We start from the raw sequence: 16,253 nt of genomic DNA, 5'->3' as shown, positions 1-16,253 counted from the left end.
CTGCGAATCCCAGAAAAAACTTATTCGTCTTCAATTGCCCGCTTAATAATGACATCTTCAATCACATGGTGCCTGCTCAATTGACCTGTATGTATAATCGAGTACCCTTCTTTTTCTTTTTTCCGAACCTTTTGGGCCACTTCCGTTAATAGAAGTCCTGAAAACAGCAAGTAAGGAACGACAATGACCCGGCCCGCAGCATCGTTGCAGACAGTTTCCAATCCCTCATCGAACCTGGGTTCAGCGGCAGCTAAATAGCAAACAGAAACACGATTAATTCCTAGACGATTTCGGATTCCATCAACAATGTTTGCAAAATCCGCTAGTATATTCGGGTCGCTGCTCCCCCTGCCGACAAGTAAGATGCTGTCTTTAGCTGTCAGCGTCCCTGCTTCTTCATTCACAAGTTCTGCCAACCTATCAAGAATGTTCCCCTGCACCCCAAAAGGGTCCTTCACTTTAACCTTAACATGAGGATATTTCTCACGAAGCCCTGCCAATGCATTTGGAATATCCTCTTTAATATGCCCTGCGGCAAGCAGAAAAAGAGGAACAACCGTTATTTCGGCGGCACCCCTTTCTACACAATGCCTGAAACCATCTTCAATCAGCGGCTCAGCCAATTCCAGAAAACTCATTTCCTGAATCGGCACATCGATTCGAGCCATGATCCGCTGGATAAACGCCCTTGCCTCATCTGCCCCTTTCCTTGAGCGAGTACCGTGTCCAATGTAGAGAATTGCTTTCATGCTGGCTGCTCCTTTCACATTTTTTCCATTCAAACGGGTACTATGTAATTTCATAGTACCCGCTTCTTGTTAAATAATATTCTTGTCTCGTAAATATCCTAACACTTGTTCCACTGCTTCTTCAACTGTCACCAAATCAGAGCGGATGATGATTTCCGGATTTTCCGGTGACTCGTATGGTGAATCAATCCCCGTAAAATCCTTAATTTCACCTTTACGCGCCTTCACATAAAGCTGCTTGGGATCACGGCGTTCGCATTCATCAAGAGGGCAATCAATGAAAACTTCGATAAATTCCCCTTCTTGAAATAACGCACGGACATTATCACGGTCGGAACGGAATGGTGAAATAAACGCAGTAGTGACAATCTGGCCGCTGTCAACAAACAGCTTTGCCACTTCCCCGATGCGGCGGATATTTTCTGTTCTATCTTCTTCAGAAAAACCAAGATCCTTATTTAAGCCGTGACGGATATTGTCGCCATCAAGAACGTATTCGTTAATTCCCTGCCGAAACAATTCGTTTGAAACTGAATTCGCAATTGTTGATTTCCCGGAACCAGATAGCCCTGTAAACCATAGTGTGCAGCTTCCATGACCGTTTTGCGCACGTCTGTCTTCTTTTGTAATGGTAGCGTTATGCCATGTAATATTCGTTGATTTGCTCATTTTCCTACTCCTTATACTGTCGCTTTTTCTCTCATTCCTTCAATCAGGACCTCAACCACTTCTTTACGGCTGAAGGTTGCTGGCGGAAGAACTCCTGAGCGGAGCATCTCTCTAACTTTAGTTCCTGACAGGATTACACGATCTTCCTTGCCATGCGGGCAGGTTTTGTCAGATGCCATACCATCGCATTTAGTGCAATAAAAGCTGTGCTCAAAGAATAATGGTTTAATCCCAAGCTCCTCTTCAGTGAAATTGCTGAAAATATATTGCGCATCATAGGTACCGTAATAGTTCCCTACCCCAGCATGGTCACGGCCGACAATAAAGTGTGTGCAGCCATAATTTTTGCGGGCAAGCGCGTGGAAAATAGCTTCTCTTGGACCTGCATAGCGCATTGCAGCTGGGTGGACGCCTAGCTGGACCCGTTCTTTTGGATAATAGTTTTCCAATAAAACACGATAGCTTTTCAGACGTACATCAGCTGGAACGTCATCAGATTTTGTTTCACCGACTAACGGGTTCACGAACAAGCCATCAACGATTTCAAGGGCAGCCTTTTGAATGTACTCATGCGCACGATGAATCGGATTTCTTGTTTGGAAACCAACAACTGTTTTCCAGCCTTTCTCTTCAAAAAAGGCGCGAGTCTGCTTTGGTTCGAACCAGACATCACCGAACACGCCTTTTTCAGGTTTCTTAACAAGCACAACTTCCCCTGCCACATAGACAGGTCCTCTTTCAAATAGCCGCTTAACGCCTGGATGAGCAAGCTCTTCCGTTTTATAAACTTCTCTTCCTTCTTTGTTTAAATCCGGCTCATACCATTCGGAAACCTTAATCACACCGTAAACTTCATCGTTATGTTTTAATTTAATTTCTTCGCCGACTACTAAGGATTCCGCAATTTCAAAAGATACAGGAAGAGTTACTGGAATGGACCAGATCGTATTGTCGGCTAAACGCATATTGCTGACAACAGATTCATAATCCGCTTTACCAAGAAAACCTGTTAACGGGCTGAAAACCCCCACTCCAATAAGTTCAAGATCGCTTAAAGCAATCGCATCAATTTCTAATTCTTTTGCTGCATTGGATAAATCATAGTTTGGATCAAAAGCTTGAATAAGTTTGCCTCCGTGAGGTTTTGGTAAAAATGACATGTTTGATATCAACCCTTCTATTTGTTTTTATTTATTTGCAATATCGGTAGGCGCACCAATCGATGCGGCTGTAGTGCGTTTCATTAAGAACAGCACTCCCAAAACAGAGATAAGGACGCCTGCCATGACAATAATCGGATAAAAATTCCGAACTATCACTAATTGAATAATGGTGTATGAGAGCACCATTGAAATAACCGGTGAAACAATCCAGACCGTCAGAAGCTGTACGACAATTCCCTTTTTCAAGACTGATTTGCCGTATTTAGCAAAACCAATCCCAATAATGGAGGAAGTCGTGATTTGCGTGAGCGGAACAGGAATTCCAAACAACGATGCAACTGTTACGATGCTGGCACCAGTACCGGATATGATACATCCCTCTTCCAAGCGAAGCTTTGTTATTTTCTTCCCATTGGTTTCAATTACTCGGTGACCAAGCAGGAATGCACCAAGCGCTACAGCCAAACCTCCCCAAAGAACGGCTGTATCTTTAGACATTAATGATGCGGCAACAAGGGGGCCAACGGCATTGGCCACATTGTTCATCCCTGCCGAAAAAGCTTCGAACAATCCCATAAAGACGACAAGTACCCCAAGAAGAGGGCCTGCTTTTGGTTTCTCGACAAATTTTTTAATAGGTTTGATTTTTAAAAGATTAGCAGCAAGGATTGCCAGCACGAAAGCTGTAACTGGAGTTAACAGCCAAAACACCATAATCCATAGGAGCTTGCCGACAAAAACGGATTGATAGACAATCCCCGCCCCTACCACGGCGCCCACTGCTACTTCACTTGTCGAGAGCGGTATTCCAAAAATATTCGCTAAAAACAGCGACATAGCTGCTGAAGCTAACACGATTAAGGCAATAGCATTTGTAAAGGTACTGCTTGGAACGATACCGCCGCCAATTGTCTTTACGACCTCGCCGCCGCCAAGCCATGCACCAAGGAACACCGCTATTCCACAAAGGAATAAAGCCAGTTGTTTTTTGACAACGCCGGCACCATAGGAAATTCCCATCGAAGCAGCTGCCCCGCTGGCCCCAATATTGACTGCAAAAAACAAACCTATCATTATAGCAATGATTGTGATCGTTTTGACCGCCCCCTTACGATGAGTGTAATCCACACTCGGTTTTACTGCTGCCGGACCAGCGTCCGGCACGGGAATCACCATCACTGGCAACTGCTTGCGTACAAGGGAAGCAGCCGATGCTTGGATAGTTGTGGTCATGCAACTCGTTATATGGAAGGTCTTTTTCCCGAATATAGGACCATACTTCTTCCCATGTCCAATGAATCAGCGGGCATATTTTAATATTTTTAAATTTTTCATCTTTGTTAACAAACTCAGTATCTTTCCTTGTCGGCGACTGTTCTCTGCGAAGACCTGAAATCCAAGCATCTCTTGCTGTAAGAGTTTCCCTAAGAGGAATGACTTTTCGGATTTGGCAGCATTGGTTAGGGTCGCGTTTCCATAATGCTGTCCCATATTGCGCAGCCTGTTCATCAAGAGTTAATGCAGGTTTTTTCTTCTCGATTTTCAATGATGGAAAACGTTCTTCAATCCTTTTGATAACATCGTAGGTTTCTAGAAAGTGAAGATCTGTATCCAAGAAAACGATGTGCGCATCAGGTTTCACCTGAGCAATCAAGTCAATCAACACAATCGCTTCCGCCCCAAAGCTCGAAGCATAAACAATTTTATTGTCAGAATAATTCTGATAAGCCCATTCCAATACTGCTTTAGCTCCTTTCGTTTCATCTTGAATCGAAAAAGAGTCAGAAATGGAATACCAATTTTCATATGTCACTGCGTTTGTCATCATGCAAGCCTCCTTATTCCTTTAAAAAAAAGGCAGCCTTCAACCATTAATGGTGAAGACCGCCTCTAGTTTGTCTAGTCAGCGTGTTTTATTCGATTGAAGACGAACCTTTTCGTTTTTCTCAATTTGCACGACCTTACCGTCCTGGACAACAAGTGTAATCGATCCGAATTTGATTGATTCGAGCATCGGCCTAAGGTGTGCCTCAATTTCTTGCCATTCATCTGGTGTTTTCAGCCGATTCGCCCCCTTTTCCTAAAAAATTCATCCTAATCCAGGAAAGGCATTTTACTGTTTCAATTTGTCGAAATTAATCCCACTAGACCAATAGGAATTTGTATATATGGTTGATGAAATTAATCCTACTAGACACATAGGGATTTGTCAATATAAATGATGAAAATATTTTAACTATTTATCCATTAAAGCAGAATGTCTGTTTTGCCCGTACTAAACTTTTTTTCCTGATATAAGAATTTTAAGTCCGGACTAAAAAGGTTTCTCTAGACCCACATAATAATAGATTGCTAAGATAATGAAGGGAATGAAAAGTTGGGGGCAATACATATGGAAAACGAAAAGTATTTAGCACTAAAAAAAGGAGAACAAGCCGCATATATCAGTATTTTGGCATACATTTTTCTATCCATTTTAAAACTGGCAGTTGGCTATGCATCCGACTCGGAGGCACTAAAAGCCGATGGGTTAAACAACAGTACCGATGTAATCGCATCTATTGTTGTATTAATCGGGCTAAAACTTTCACAAAAGCCTGCTGATAAGGACCATCCTTATGGTCATTGGAAAGCGGAAACTGTTGCCTCCATGGTTTCTTCTTTTATCATGATGGTCGTGGGAATTGAGGTGCTATATGATGCGGTTACCACCATCATCAACGGAAAGAGCGAGTCGCCAGACCCCCTTTCTGCCGTGACCGGAATTTTTTGTGGCGCAGTCATGTATGCTGTCTATCATCATAACCATAAGCTTGCTTCAAAAATTAACAGCCAGGCGGTAATATCTGCCGCGAAAGACAATCTCTCTGATGCCTGGGTGAGCCTCGGAACTGCTGCAGGGATTATTGGCGCTCAATTCAATCTGCCATGGCTAGATCCAATTACAGCAGTAATCGTAGGACTTCTTATCTGCAATACGGCATGGGATATTTTTCGCAATGCCTCCCACAGCTTAACCGATGGTTTTGATGTGAAGGAAATGTATTCTTTTAAAAATACAATTGAAGGGATTACTGGGGTTAAAGGAATAAAGGACATTAAAGCACGGAATTATGGCAACAGTGCTGTCGTTGATGTGGTAATCCTCGTGAATTCCAATCTAAATATTCGGGAGGCACATGATGTTGCCACAAAGGTGGAAAATGCCCTAATCAAGGAACACGATGTGTTTGATGTTAATGTCCATGTGGAGCCTAACTAAGCTGTTTTTGAATAATCGTTATAAACTGCGGAAAACTATCCCTAAAATTAGGAAATTGATAAGGGGATCGTTTAATGGATAAAGAAATGTCATATGGTAGTGATTATAAATTTATTCCGGCCACTTCTATTGGCAGCGGGGTCGGGATTCAGGTTTTGCCCGATTTATTTTCTTATACCATCCAAATCGTCAATATTTGTTTTGTCGGTAACCCTGAGAACGGCGAGTTTGTTTTAGTAGATGCCGGTATGACGGGGTCTGCAGATGAAATTATCGAAGCAGCAGAGGAACGATTTGGCGAGGGGTGCCGCCCGAAAGCGATTATCTTAACGCATGGTCATTTTGACCATGTTGGAGCAATAATCGAACTGGTGAATCATTGGCAGGTACCGGTATATGCTCATGAAATTGAATTGCCTTATTTGGTCGGGCAAAAGAGCTACCCTGAACCAGACCCCAGTGTGGAAGGCGGGATGGTAGCAAAGATGTCACCGCTGTTTCCGAATGAGCCGATTAACCTCGGTAACCATGTAGAAAAACTTCCTCCTGATGGGAGCGTTCCACATATGCCTGGTTTTCGCTGGATCCACACCCCAGGCCACACCCCTGGACATGTTTCCTTTTTTAGAGATGAAGACCGAGCGTTGATTGCAGGAGATGCATTCATCAATGTGAAACAGGATTCTTTATATAAGGTCATGACCCAGGAGGAGGAAGTAAATGGTCCGCCTCGATACTTCACAACGGATTGGAGGGCCGCTTGGGACTCGGTTAAAAAGCTGGCTGAACTAAATCCTTCGACAGCGATAACAGGGCATGGTGCTCCGCTGGCAGGCGAGGCATTAACCAGCGGACTTGAGCGGCTGGTTAATAATTTTGATAGCTTAGCGATTCCGGATTACGGTAAATATGTGGATGGGAATATTCATTAAGCTTGTTTATGTTAAGGTTCTATAGGCACTTTCTGGTTTTTTTATGGAATTATTTAGTTATAAAAGGTGATCAAGGACATTTTCATCTGTTTTTCACCTGGTTTTGTCCTTGATCCCGCTTATGAAGGACATTTCCTTCTGTTTTTCACCTGGTTTTGTCCTTGATCCCGCCTATCAAGGACATTTCCTTCTGTTTTTCACCTGGTTTTGTCCTTGATCCCGCTTATCAAGGACATTTCCTTCCGTTTTTCGCCTGGTTTTGTCCTTGATCCCGCCTATCAAGGACATTTCCTTCCGTTTTTCGCCTAGTTTTGTCCTTGATCCCGCTTATCAAGGACATTTTCATCTGTTTTTCACCTGGTTTTGTCCTTGATCCCGCCTCTACTCTAAAAATTAAGAAAAATAAAAAGGATTGCCGCATCACGTATCACGGCAATCCTTTCATCAATCATTACACCATAATTTTGCAAATGTTATTCGTAAATTCAACCGGATCCTCAATTGGCAGGCCTTCAATTAGCAGCGCCTGATTATACAATAGGTGGGTAAATAATGTCAGCTTGTCTTTGTCTCCGGCAAATGATTCTTTTAAGGCTGCAAACACCTCGTGATTTGCATTGATTTCTAGTACCTTCTCAGCTTTAATTCCCTGGTTATTCGGCATTGCATTTAGGATTTTTTCCATCTCGATCGAAACTTCCCCATCTGTTGATAAGCAAACCGGGTGCGACTTCAGGCGTTTAGAAACACGGACATCCTTCACTTTGCCAGCCAAAGTCTCCTTCATATAATCAAACAGTTCTTTGTTATCCTGCTCTTCTGCTTCCGAATCCTGAGACTTTTCATCTGCCTCAAAGCCTAAATCACCACTAGAAACGGACTTAAACTCTTTATCTTTGTAGCTCATCAGCATTCTAATCGCGAATTCGTCAATTTCATCTGTAAAATAAAGAATTTCATAGCCTTTGTCTGCAACCAACTCCGTTTGCGGAAGCTTTTCGATCCGCTCATTGGAACCGCCAGTGGCGTAGAAAATATATTTTTGGTCCTCCGGCATTCTAGAAACATATTCATCTAACGTTACGAGCTTTTTCTCTTTTGAGGAATGGAACATCAATAAATCCTGCAATTCTTCCTTATGAGCGCCAAATTCGCTATAGACGCCATACTTTAACTGGCGGCCAAATGCCTGATAAAACAGCTCATATTTTTTCCGTTCATTTTTCAATAAGCTTACCAGCTCACTCTTAATCTTCTTATTAATATTTTTCGCGATTAGCTTTAATTGACGGTCGTGCTGGAGCAGCTCACGTGAAATATTCAAAGATAAATCTTCTGAGTCGACCATTCCCTTAACGAAGCTGAAATAGTCAGGCTGGAGGTCCGCGCACTTGTTCATAATTAAAACACCGCTCGAATAAAGCTCTAGACCCTTTTCATATTCTGCAGAATAATAGTCAAACGGCATGCTTTCTGGAATATAAAGAATCGCGTTATAACGGACCGCTCCATCCACACTGATATGAATATGCTTCAGCGGTTTGTCAAAGCCGTATCGCTTTTCCGCATAAAAATTATCATAATCCTCGGCTGTCAGTTCGTTTTTATTTTTCCGCCAAATCGGCACCATGCTGTTGATGGTTTCTTCGACTTGATAATCTTCATACTCCGTTTCGTTGCCCTCTTGAAGACGGCTTTTCGACACATCCATTTTAATAGGGTAGCGGATAAAGTCAGAGTATTTCTTGATAATTGCTTTTAAACGGTATTCCTCTAAATACTCATCATAATTTTCTTCTTCGGTATTATCTTTGATCTTTAAAATAATCTCAGTACCGACTGTTTCTTTTTCGCAAGGAACGATGGTGTAGCCCTCGGCACCCTGTGACTCCCATTTATAGGCTTCGTCGCTTCCTAATGCCTTGCTGATGACCGTTACTACGTCCGCAACCATAAACGCTGAATAAAAACCAACGCCAAATTGGCCGATGATATCATAGCCTTCCTTCAGTTCATTCTCGCTTTTGAACGCTAAAGATCCGCTCTTGGCAATCGTACCAAGGTTATTTTCCAATTCTTCCTTGGTCATCCCAATCCCAGTATCAATTAATCGTAAAGTTCTATTTTCCTTGTCAGCGATTACCTTTATGTAGTAATTGTCTTTATCGAATGCCAAGGAATCATCTGTTAATGCTTTGTAATAGATTTTATCGATTGCATCACTGGCATTGGAGATTAACTCACGCAGAAAAATTTCGCGATGCGTATAAATCGAATTAATCATCATGTCTAATAAACGTTTCGATTCCGCTTTAAATTGTTTTGTTTCCATACCCAATTCTCCTTCCATTTTTACCCTTTCCATCATAATTGCAGGAGGTCAATAAATCAAATGATTAGCACTCTATCACATTGAGTGCTAACAACTATTTAAATATCATAAAATCCACATATCGTCAATAAAAAAAAACGGACGGTCTTTCCTCCGTCCGCTACCATTCACTGTATTGGCAGTAATATCTCCATCGTAGTTCCATTTTCATCACTTGAGATATTTATTGTGCCATTGTGATTTTCAATAATTTGCATGCTAATCATCAATCCCAATCCATTTCCATTATCCTTGGTTGTAAAAAATGGCTGGCCGATTCGTTCGAGATGCTCTTTCGGGATCCCGCATCCTTGGTCAATAAACCGGATTTTTATTTGGTTAGAATCTGTACATTGAACCTCTATGATGATTTCTCCACCCTTAGGCATGGCCTCAACAGAATTTTTGAGGAAATTAATAAACATTTGCTTAAGCTGGTTTTCATCGCAATAAACTTCAGGGATTTCAGTCAGGTAAAGTATATGAATCCCTATATTTCTCATAATTGCCTGTGTATCAGCAAGCGTTTTAACATGTTCTAAAATGGTCGGCAAATCACGTTTCTCAAATTTCATAGACTGCGGTTTCGCTAGCAGCAATAATTCACTGAGAATCAGTTCAATACGGTTCACTTCAGAATTGATAATATCCAAATATCCAGAATTAAATTCACGGCCTGTATCCATTAGTTTAATAAAGCCTTTTATAGCGGTTAATGGATTTCTTATTTCATGGGCGATTCCAGCGGCAAGCTGCCCTGCTACTGTTAACTTTTCAGACTGGAGAAGCAATTTTTGCGTTCTTTTCTTCTCCATTATGTCCCGAATGATAATATGACGTGCAGGTTCGTTTTGATAAATGGCCGGAATGGCTTTTACTTCGACTTCAATAATCGTCCCATCTAAACGGACCAGCTTTTCCACGATAAAATCAACAGCCTTGCCGTTTTCAACGTTCTTGGCCCGTTGTTTCACAATGTCAGAGTAAGGGCTGTCCAAAAAATCGTATACGCTTTTTCCAATCACTTCATTTTTATCCTTTGCACCAATTAATTCCACGGCCGTATCGTTGGCAAATAGAATTTGCTCATCTTTAACAATCGCAACGGCATCAGGTGAATGCTCAACAATATCCCGATAGGTATTCTCCCGCTGCTGAATATCTTCCATAAGCTTTTTCCGCTTTTGTTTGAGTTCCGTAATATCCTTGGCTACTGCATAAATGCCCACAATTTCACCATCGATGACAATCGGATAGTTTGTCATATTTAAATCAATTAATTTCCCGCTTTTATGAACGATTTGACAATCGAAATTCTGCAATTTGCCATCAATTGCCTTGTAAAAAAATGAAATGGCTCGATCCAGGTGCTCCAATTTCATTACTTTCATATACGTTAATTTTGATAATTCGTCCGTATTATATCCAAAAATGAGCGCACAAGCAGGGTTTAATGGAATGAAATAACCATCTAAATCCATCGCATAAATGGCATCAGAATCGCACGCGAACAAAGACTGATAGCTATTCAGGCTGCCATTTAAATGCTTTTCTAACAAGATCCGCTTTTCCTTTTTAATATCAGTTATAGAACTTTGCATCACGATCAAAAGTTCCTTTCATTATTTATAAAAAAGCCAAATTAGAAATAGTCAAATGATCCTACTTCCAATTTGGCTTGTCAAAGGTCTAGGTGTACTAGTTCATTTTCACTATTTCATATGATAATAGTCCATTAATCTTATTATAATATTAATCTTAATAATTTTGATTTTCAATCCTAATATTGCAATTTAAAACATTGGTAGATTGGGAAAACTTTGTTTTTTCACAAAATATTCCTACATATTCTTTTTTCTTCGCTCATAAAATGGACAAGAAAGGCATGTCCAGGGAGGTAAAACAGTGAATGGTATGAAGAGTATTTTTAGAGATTATTTCTTTTAAATAATGAAAAAAACAGTATTAATTTACCTATGTTTGCTTTTTGGTGCAACCTTGCAAGGATTGTCAATGTCCCTGTTTTTATTTCCCCATTCCATCCCTTCCGGCGGTGCGGCAGGACTGGCCATCTTAATGAATTATTGGTTTGGTTTATCGCTTGGCTTCTCCCTATGGCTGGCCAATATTGTCTTCTTACTTTTTGCGCTAAAATATTTTGGCTATACATGGACATTTCGAACCATTCTATCAGTCGCTACTACCTCTACAGTTGTTAGCGTGATTACAACCCAAATACCGCATCATCACGTTCATATGGTGTTTGATATGGTTTGCGGCAGCATCTTTTTTGGCATCGGCGTTGGTCTTTTGATTCGTGCAGGGGCATCAAGCGGCGGTATGGTCATTCCTGCGCTAATGATTGCTACCTATAAAAATTGGAGTCCAGGAAAAGTGATGATGGGCATCAATATGATGATATTTTTATTAACCGGGTTGGTGATTGATTATAAAATTGTCGTGTACGCCATTGTTTGTCAATTCTTTTCAACCAATATTATTGATTTTATTTATGAATTAAGATTTAATCGATTACTTTTCCTTTCTGCCAACTGGCGAAGACGATAAAGAGGCTGTCTTGAATTGACAGCCTCTTTTTCATCAATTTCGTTAAATCTAAAAATACCTCGATAAAAATACAAATACTCGCTTACTTAGACCCATCCAGATTAAACTGTAGAACAAAGAGAATAGGAAAATTGTTATGGAAGTTTTAAAATTAAATATAGATGAAACTGCTGGTCCTAAAACAGGAAACTCTAAAACGTAAAGCAAAAACATGATTCCAATCGAGAGACCAATTCCGCCGGCAAAAGTGATAGAAATCCAACTTTTCCACAACTTGAATGCGATTCCCAAGGAAAGTCCTAATAATCCTGTTGTAAAAGGAAATACAAACAACTCGCTGGGCTGGATAATAGCCAATAGGAAAACGGTAATAACATAAGACATGAACCCAATCCTTAAAGACAACATGGAAGCAAGAACAATGGGCAGTGTAGTTAACATACTGAAGGCATAGCCAATTCCTGTGAAAAATCCGGTGGCCTGCAGGATGGCTGCGATTCCAGCAAGGAGAGATCCTAGTACTAATTTCGTTGTATTGGAGTAATTTTGAGTTGAAATAGATTGGGGATTTTGTCCTGACATATTATTTATTCTCTTTTTCACGGTAGCCCCCAAATAAGGTAAAGGAAGACCTGTTAAAGGATCTTCCTTTCCTTTAAATAATTTAAAATTTCTTTTACCGATTCCTCAATCGACATTCGACCTGTTTCAATAATAATTTCTGGATTGTTCGGAATTTCGTATGGGGAGGAGATTCCGGTAAATTCGGGGATTTCTCCAATTCTCGCCTTCCTGTACAAACCTTTAGGGTCCCGGTCTTCACAGATTTGAATCGGACAATTCAAGAAAATTTCAATGAACTCCCCGTTTTCAAACATATTACGAACCTGCGCCCGGTCCTCAAGAAAAGGGGAAATAAAGGCAGAAGAAACGATTTGACCACTGTCTACGAATAGTTTTGCCACTTCCCCAATTCGCCGGATATTCTCTTTCCTGTCACTAACACCAAAACTTAAATCTTTATTTAAACCATGACGAATATTATCCCCATCCAAAACATAACTTCTAAAGCCTGCTTTAAAAAGTGCCTGGTCTACAGCATTTGCCAGCGTGGATTTTCCTGAACCTGATAAACCAGTAAACCAAAGTACGCAGCTTTTATGTCCATTCTTCTGATGCCGGTCTGTTTTTGTGATCGTTGATTGATGCCAGGTAAGATGATTACTTTTCCCCATTTCCTACACCTTCTAGTTTGTAGACTTCCCTCATCCCCTCGATAAGGATTTCAACGACTTCTGGGCGGCTGAATTCCTTTGGAGGCTGCTCGCCATTTTTGAGCATCCCCCTGACTTTAGTACCAGATAAGATGACATGATATTGCCTGTCATGCGGGCAGGTTTTTTCAGAGGCCATGTTCTCGCATTTTTTACAATAAAAGCTATGTTCAAAAAACAGCGGCTTGATGCCAAGCTCCTCTTCGGAAAAATGGGAAAATATTTTTTGGGCATCATAAGTGCCATAGTAGTTTCCTACCCCAGCATGGTCTCTTCCGACAATAAAATGGGTGCAGCCAAAATTTTTCCGGACAAGGGCATGAAAAATCGCTTCCCGCGGTCCGGCGTAGCGCATCGCTGCCGGGAAAACGGACAGGAACACCCGGTTCTTTGGATAATAATTTTCAAGTAAGGCTTGATAGCTTCTCATTCTAATTTCGCCCGGGATATCATCTGCTTTTGTCTCACCGACAAGAGGATTAAGGAACAGCCCGTCGACCGTTTCTAGTGCCGACTTTTGAATGTATTCATGAGCCCGGTGTACCGGATTTCGCGTTTGGAACCCAACAACTGTTTTCCAGCCTAAGTGCTGGAACATTTCCCTTGTTTGTAAGGGGTCTAAATAAAAATCCTCAAACTGGCCTTTTTCTGGTCTTTTTATAAGTGTGATAGGTCCCGCCAGATAAACAGCGGGACGTCCAAAAAGTTTTTTTACACCGGGATGGGCAAGTTCCGTTGTCTTGAATACTTTATCAGCCTCTATCCGTTTATCTGGTGAAAACTTTTCGGTTACCTTCATGACACCATAAACCTTGTCATTATGAATTAGGTTAATGGTCTCACCGATTGTTAATTCAGCCGCTTTGGTCTGATGGACTGCCAGAGTAATTGGCAGTGACCACGGCAGTCCCGAAACAAGCCTCATTTCGTGTACAACAGATTCATAGTCGGCTTTTCCCATGAAGCCTTCAATTGGACTGTAAGCACCGTTTGCGATTAACTCCAAATCGCTAAATTCCAATTTATCGAGTTCAACATAATTGAGAGAATAGTCCACTACATAATCTTGATTGATTCGATTGACTAATTTCCCGCCATGGGGAATACTCTTGTTCAACGGTTTTACCTCCCAAAATTTCTTTATCTCTAAGTTAAATGGAGCCCGCACTCCGTTTTTGATTGTCCTGCCCAGCGACCCGCCCTCTGGTCACCAGAATCAGTAACCGGCTGGGTACACGGTGTGCAGCCGATACTTGGATAACCGTTATCATGTAATGGGTTATAAGGCAATTTGTTTAAGTCAATGTAAGTCAATATATCATCCCAAGTCCAATGAATAAGCGGACAAATCTTGATATTTTGGAACTTTTCATCTTTATTGATGTACTGGGTTTTGCTCCTTATAGCCGATTGTTCCCTTCTGAGCCCCGAAATCCATGCCTTTACGCCCTGCAGCGCTTCCTTTAAAGGGGCAACCTTTCTTATCTGGCAGCACAAATTTGGATTATGACGCCAAAGCTCTTCACCGTGCTCCTTTGCCTGTTCCAATAAAGTTAGCTTCGGTTCGATCATTTTGATGTTTAATGAAGGGTAGCGGTCTTTCACCTGATGTATTAATTCGTAAGTTTCTGGGAAATGAAGGCCCGTATCAAGGAAGATGATTTTTGCCTGTTTGCTAACTTTATGAATTAAATCGATTAACACCATTCCTTCTGCTCCAAAGCTACAGGCGTAAACAATTTCCTCGCCATCATATTCCTGATATGCCCACTTTAAAATATCGAAATAATCCCTGCTTTTCCCGCTAATTTCCGCTATTTCTTGTTCGTCCCAATTTTCATACGTAAGTTTCGAAGCCATTCCCACCCCTCCAAATTGATTATGAATCCATCGTTAACGTTACAAAGGAGTTATTTTCCAATAATACTTTGTTCATCTCATCGATATGACCATGCATTGAAAAGGAAATCATAGCTCGAATCCAACAGCCGTGGCCAAATACTAACATGTTTTTATATTCCCGATATTTCTCCAAGAACATGGAAATGCGTTTTTCAAGGTTATGAATGCTTTCACCTAACACGAGCTTGCTTGGGTTCTCTAACCAGGCATCTCCGAATGCTTCAACTAGCATTGCCTTTGGCTGGCCTTCAAATGGACCAAAATCCAATTCATCCAATAAGCATTCGGTTTCCGGCTGAAATCCATAATGCTGCGCTGTTTGTCGCGTTCTTTTTAAACTGCTGGCCAAAACAACTTCAAATGGAGCAAGACCACTCAACATGCTTTTGTTTTCAGCAATGCCTTTGCGAAATTCCTCGGTTAACGGAGTAATTCCGATATCCCTTCTCCCTTGAAGCATATTGTTGTTATTCCATTCCGTAGGCAAATGGCGGATTAAGGTAATTTGCATTCCTGTGCCTCCAAGTAAAACGTTTCACTTCTCAGACCGCAGCGCTGGGCCTCCAACATTAAAACATCCGAAAGCTTCACATTACCCAAATTTACATTCGGCCCAAGCTCCCTAATAAAATACATTTGATGCTTTGCTGATGGCGCCTCGAAAATAATCTTATTCGGATCCAAATCTCTGACTAATTCCTGAATTAGGTCAGACTTAACCGTACCGCATTTTTCATAAATGCCGGAAGTCCCGGAATCACGCCCTTCTGTAATAACGTATTGACAGCCGGCCTCAAGCAATTGCTTGATTTCTGCTCTCCATTCTGAAATGGGCATCTCTTTCTCGGTATCCTTGGAGCCAACCTCGGCAATCACGTTAAAATTATTTTTTAGCAAATAAATCAATTCCAGCCTCTGGTCAAGGGGGATATCCAAGGTCCCATTTGAAACTTCAACCCATTCAATCCCGAGTTCACATAAATAAGAGAGGTATTCCGGGATTTTGTTTTGGTAATAACATTTTTCAAATAATGTGCCGCCGCAATAAGGCTTGATACCGTATTCCTTATACAGGTCTACCTTCTTCTTTAAATTGGGGGTGACATACGCGGAACCAATTCCAATTTTGGCAATGTCAATGATATGGCTGTAATCGGCCAATATATTCCTTAATTCTCCCATTGGAGTTCCAAAGTCGGCGACAGAGGTTAACCCATAAGTTCGGCTGCCGGAAGTCCGTTCAGGAAGTGTTAAAAAATCCATAGGCATTACGCCTCCTCTTTTTTTCTAGGATAGATTATTCAAAAACTAGGTGAATGTGTAGATATTGGGCCTATTCATTAGAAATTAGGCATTCGCCTTG

Annotated in this window: 17 protein-coding genes; 3 read left to right on the top strand and 14 right to left on the bottom strand. The window is 41.2% G+C overall.

The genetic code is table 11. From position 1 onward, the window contains the following. Nucleotides 1–20: 20 nt before the first annotated feature. From ACZ5B7_RS11560 to ACZ5B7_RS11535, 6 genes are all read right to left on the bottom strand, one after another. Nucleotides 21–803: a sirohydrochlorin chelatase gene (locus ACZ5B7_RS11560; RefSeq protein ID WP_464493837.1), complete on the bottom strand. Its 783-nt coding sequence runs from the start codon at nt 801–803 to the stop codon at nt 21–23. Nucleotides 804–818: 15 nt separating this feature from the next. Further along, nucleotides 819–1,418 carry an adenylyl-sulfate kinase gene (cysC, locus tag ACZ5B7_RS11555; RefSeq protein WP_464493836.1) on the bottom strand — a complete coding sequence of 200 codons (600 nt, stop codon included), beginning with the start codon at nt 1,416–1,418 and terminating at the stop codon, nt 819–821. Between the two features lie 11 nt (nt 1,419–1,429). After that, complete coding sequence (gene sat / locus ACZ5B7_RS11550) at nt 1,430–2,578, bottom strand: sulfate adenylyltransferase (RefSeq protein WP_464493835.1); 1,149 nt, start codon at nt 2,576–2,578, stop codon at nt 1,430–1,432. 27 nt (nt 2,579–2,605) lie between these two features. Then, nucleotides 2,606–3,655 (bottom strand): anion permease, encoded by a 1,050-nt coding sequence (locus ACZ5B7_RS11545; RefSeq protein WP_464494474.1) that lies wholly within the window; start codon nt 3,653–3,655, stop codon nt 2,606–2,608. A 34-nt stretch (nt 3,656–3,689) separates the two neighbouring features. After that, a complete protein-coding gene (locus ACZ5B7_RS11540) occupies nt 3,690–4,409 on the bottom strand; it encodes a phosphoadenylyl-sulfate reductase (protein WP_464493834.1) in 720 nt (239 codons plus the stop codon). 75 nt (nt 4,410–4,484) lie between these two features. After that, entirely contained in the window at nt 4,485–4,616 is a 132-nt protein-coding gene (locus ACZ5B7_RS11535; RefSeq protein WP_464494473.1) for a YezD family protein, read from the bottom strand. Between the two features lie 357 nt (nt 4,617–4,973). Between ACZ5B7_RS11535 and ACZ5B7_RS11530 the strand changes: the two genes are divergently transcribed. Both ACZ5B7_RS11530 and ACZ5B7_RS11525 read left to right on the top strand, forming a co-directional pair. After that, nucleotides 4,974–5,843, top strand: a complete 870-nt coding sequence (locus ACZ5B7_RS11530) for a cation diffusion facilitator family transporter (protein ID WP_464493833.1) — start codon at nt 4,974–4,976, stop codon at nt 5,841–5,843. A gap of 74 nt (nt 5,844–5,917) precedes the next feature. After that, on the top strand, nt 5,918–6,775 hold the full coding sequence (locus ACZ5B7_RS11525) for an MBL fold metallo-hydrolase (protein ID WP_464493832.1): 858 nt from the start codon (nt 5,918–5,920) through the stop codon (nt 6,773–6,775). Between the two features lie 451 nt (nt 6,776–7,226). Here ACZ5B7_RS11525 and htpG read toward each other — a convergent pair whose 3' ends face one another. Together htpG and ACZ5B7_RS11515 are read right to left on the bottom strand one after the other, a co-directional pair. Further along, the gene (gene htpG, locus ACZ5B7_RS11520; protein WP_464493831.1) at nt 7,227–9,107 is read right to left on the bottom strand and encodes a molecular chaperone HtpG; all 1,881 of its coding nucleotides are present in this window, start codon (nt 9,105–9,107) and stop codon (nt 7,227–7,229) included. Between the two features lie 167 nt (nt 9,108–9,274). Then, the gene (locus tag ACZ5B7_RS11515) at nt 9,275–10,747 is read right to left on the bottom strand and encodes a PAS domain S-box protein (protein WP_464494472.1); all 1,473 of its coding nucleotides are present in this window, start codon (nt 10,745–10,747) and stop codon (nt 9,275–9,277) included. A 349-nt stretch (nt 10,748–11,096) separates the two neighbouring features. On the opposite strand from ACZ5B7_RS11515, the gene ACZ5B7_RS11510 reads away from it, so the two are divergent. Continuing rightward, complete coding sequence (locus tag ACZ5B7_RS11510; protein WP_213140525.1) at nt 11,097–11,714, top strand: YitT family protein; 618 nt, start codon at nt 11,097–11,099, stop codon at nt 11,712–11,714. Nucleotides 11,715–11,762: 48 nt separating this feature from the next. Here ACZ5B7_RS11510 and ACZ5B7_RS11505 read toward each other — a convergent pair whose 3' ends face one another. Genes ACZ5B7_RS11505 through ACZ5B7_RS11480 form a run of 6 tightly spaced genes read right to left on the bottom strand, consistent with a single transcriptional unit; the run spans nt 11,763 to nt 16,153 of the window. Continuing rightward, nucleotides 11,763–12,317, bottom strand: a complete 555-nt coding sequence (locus ACZ5B7_RS11505; RefSeq protein WP_464493830.1) for a hypothetical protein — start codon at nt 12,315–12,317, stop codon at nt 11,763–11,765. 32 nt (nt 12,318–12,349) lie between these two features. Beyond that, nucleotides 12,350–12,949 (bottom strand): adenylyl-sulfate kinase, encoded by a 600-nt coding sequence (gene cysC / locus ACZ5B7_RS11500; protein ID WP_464493829.1) that lies wholly within the window; start codon nt 12,947–12,949, stop codon nt 12,350–12,352. Then, nucleotides 12,936–14,105 (bottom strand): sulfate adenylyltransferase, encoded by a 1,170-nt coding sequence (gene sat, locus ACZ5B7_RS11495; RefSeq protein WP_464493828.1) that lies wholly within the window; start codon nt 14,103–14,105, stop codon nt 12,936–12,938. Before sat (ACZ5B7_RS11495) ends, cysC (ACZ5B7_RS11500) begins: the two co-directional genes overlap by 14 nt. A gap of 29 nt (nt 14,106–14,134) precedes the next feature. After that, nucleotides 14,135–14,848, bottom strand: a complete 714-nt coding sequence (locus ACZ5B7_RS11490; RefSeq protein ID WP_464493827.1) for a phosphoadenylyl-sulfate reductase — start codon at nt 14,846–14,848, stop codon at nt 14,135–14,137. Between the two features lie 19 nt (nt 14,849–14,867). Beyond that, nucleotides 14,868–15,401, bottom strand: a complete 534-nt coding sequence (locus ACZ5B7_RS11485; RefSeq protein ID WP_464493826.1) for a histidine phosphatase family protein — start codon at nt 15,399–15,401, stop codon at nt 14,868–14,870. After that, complete coding sequence (locus ACZ5B7_RS11480) at nt 15,386–16,153, bottom strand: phosphosulfolactate synthase (RefSeq protein ID WP_464493825.1); 768 nt, start codon at nt 16,151–16,153, stop codon at nt 15,386–15,388. Before ACZ5B7_RS11480 ends, ACZ5B7_RS11485 begins: the two co-directional genes overlap by 16 nt. Nucleotides 16,154–16,253 lie beyond the last annotated feature (100 nt).

The sequence above is a fragment of the Neobacillus sp. S1115 genome (assembly GCF_055385565.1).
Note: the sequence above shows the minus strand (reverse complement) of the source record. Positions and strands in the feature narration are given on the sequence as shown.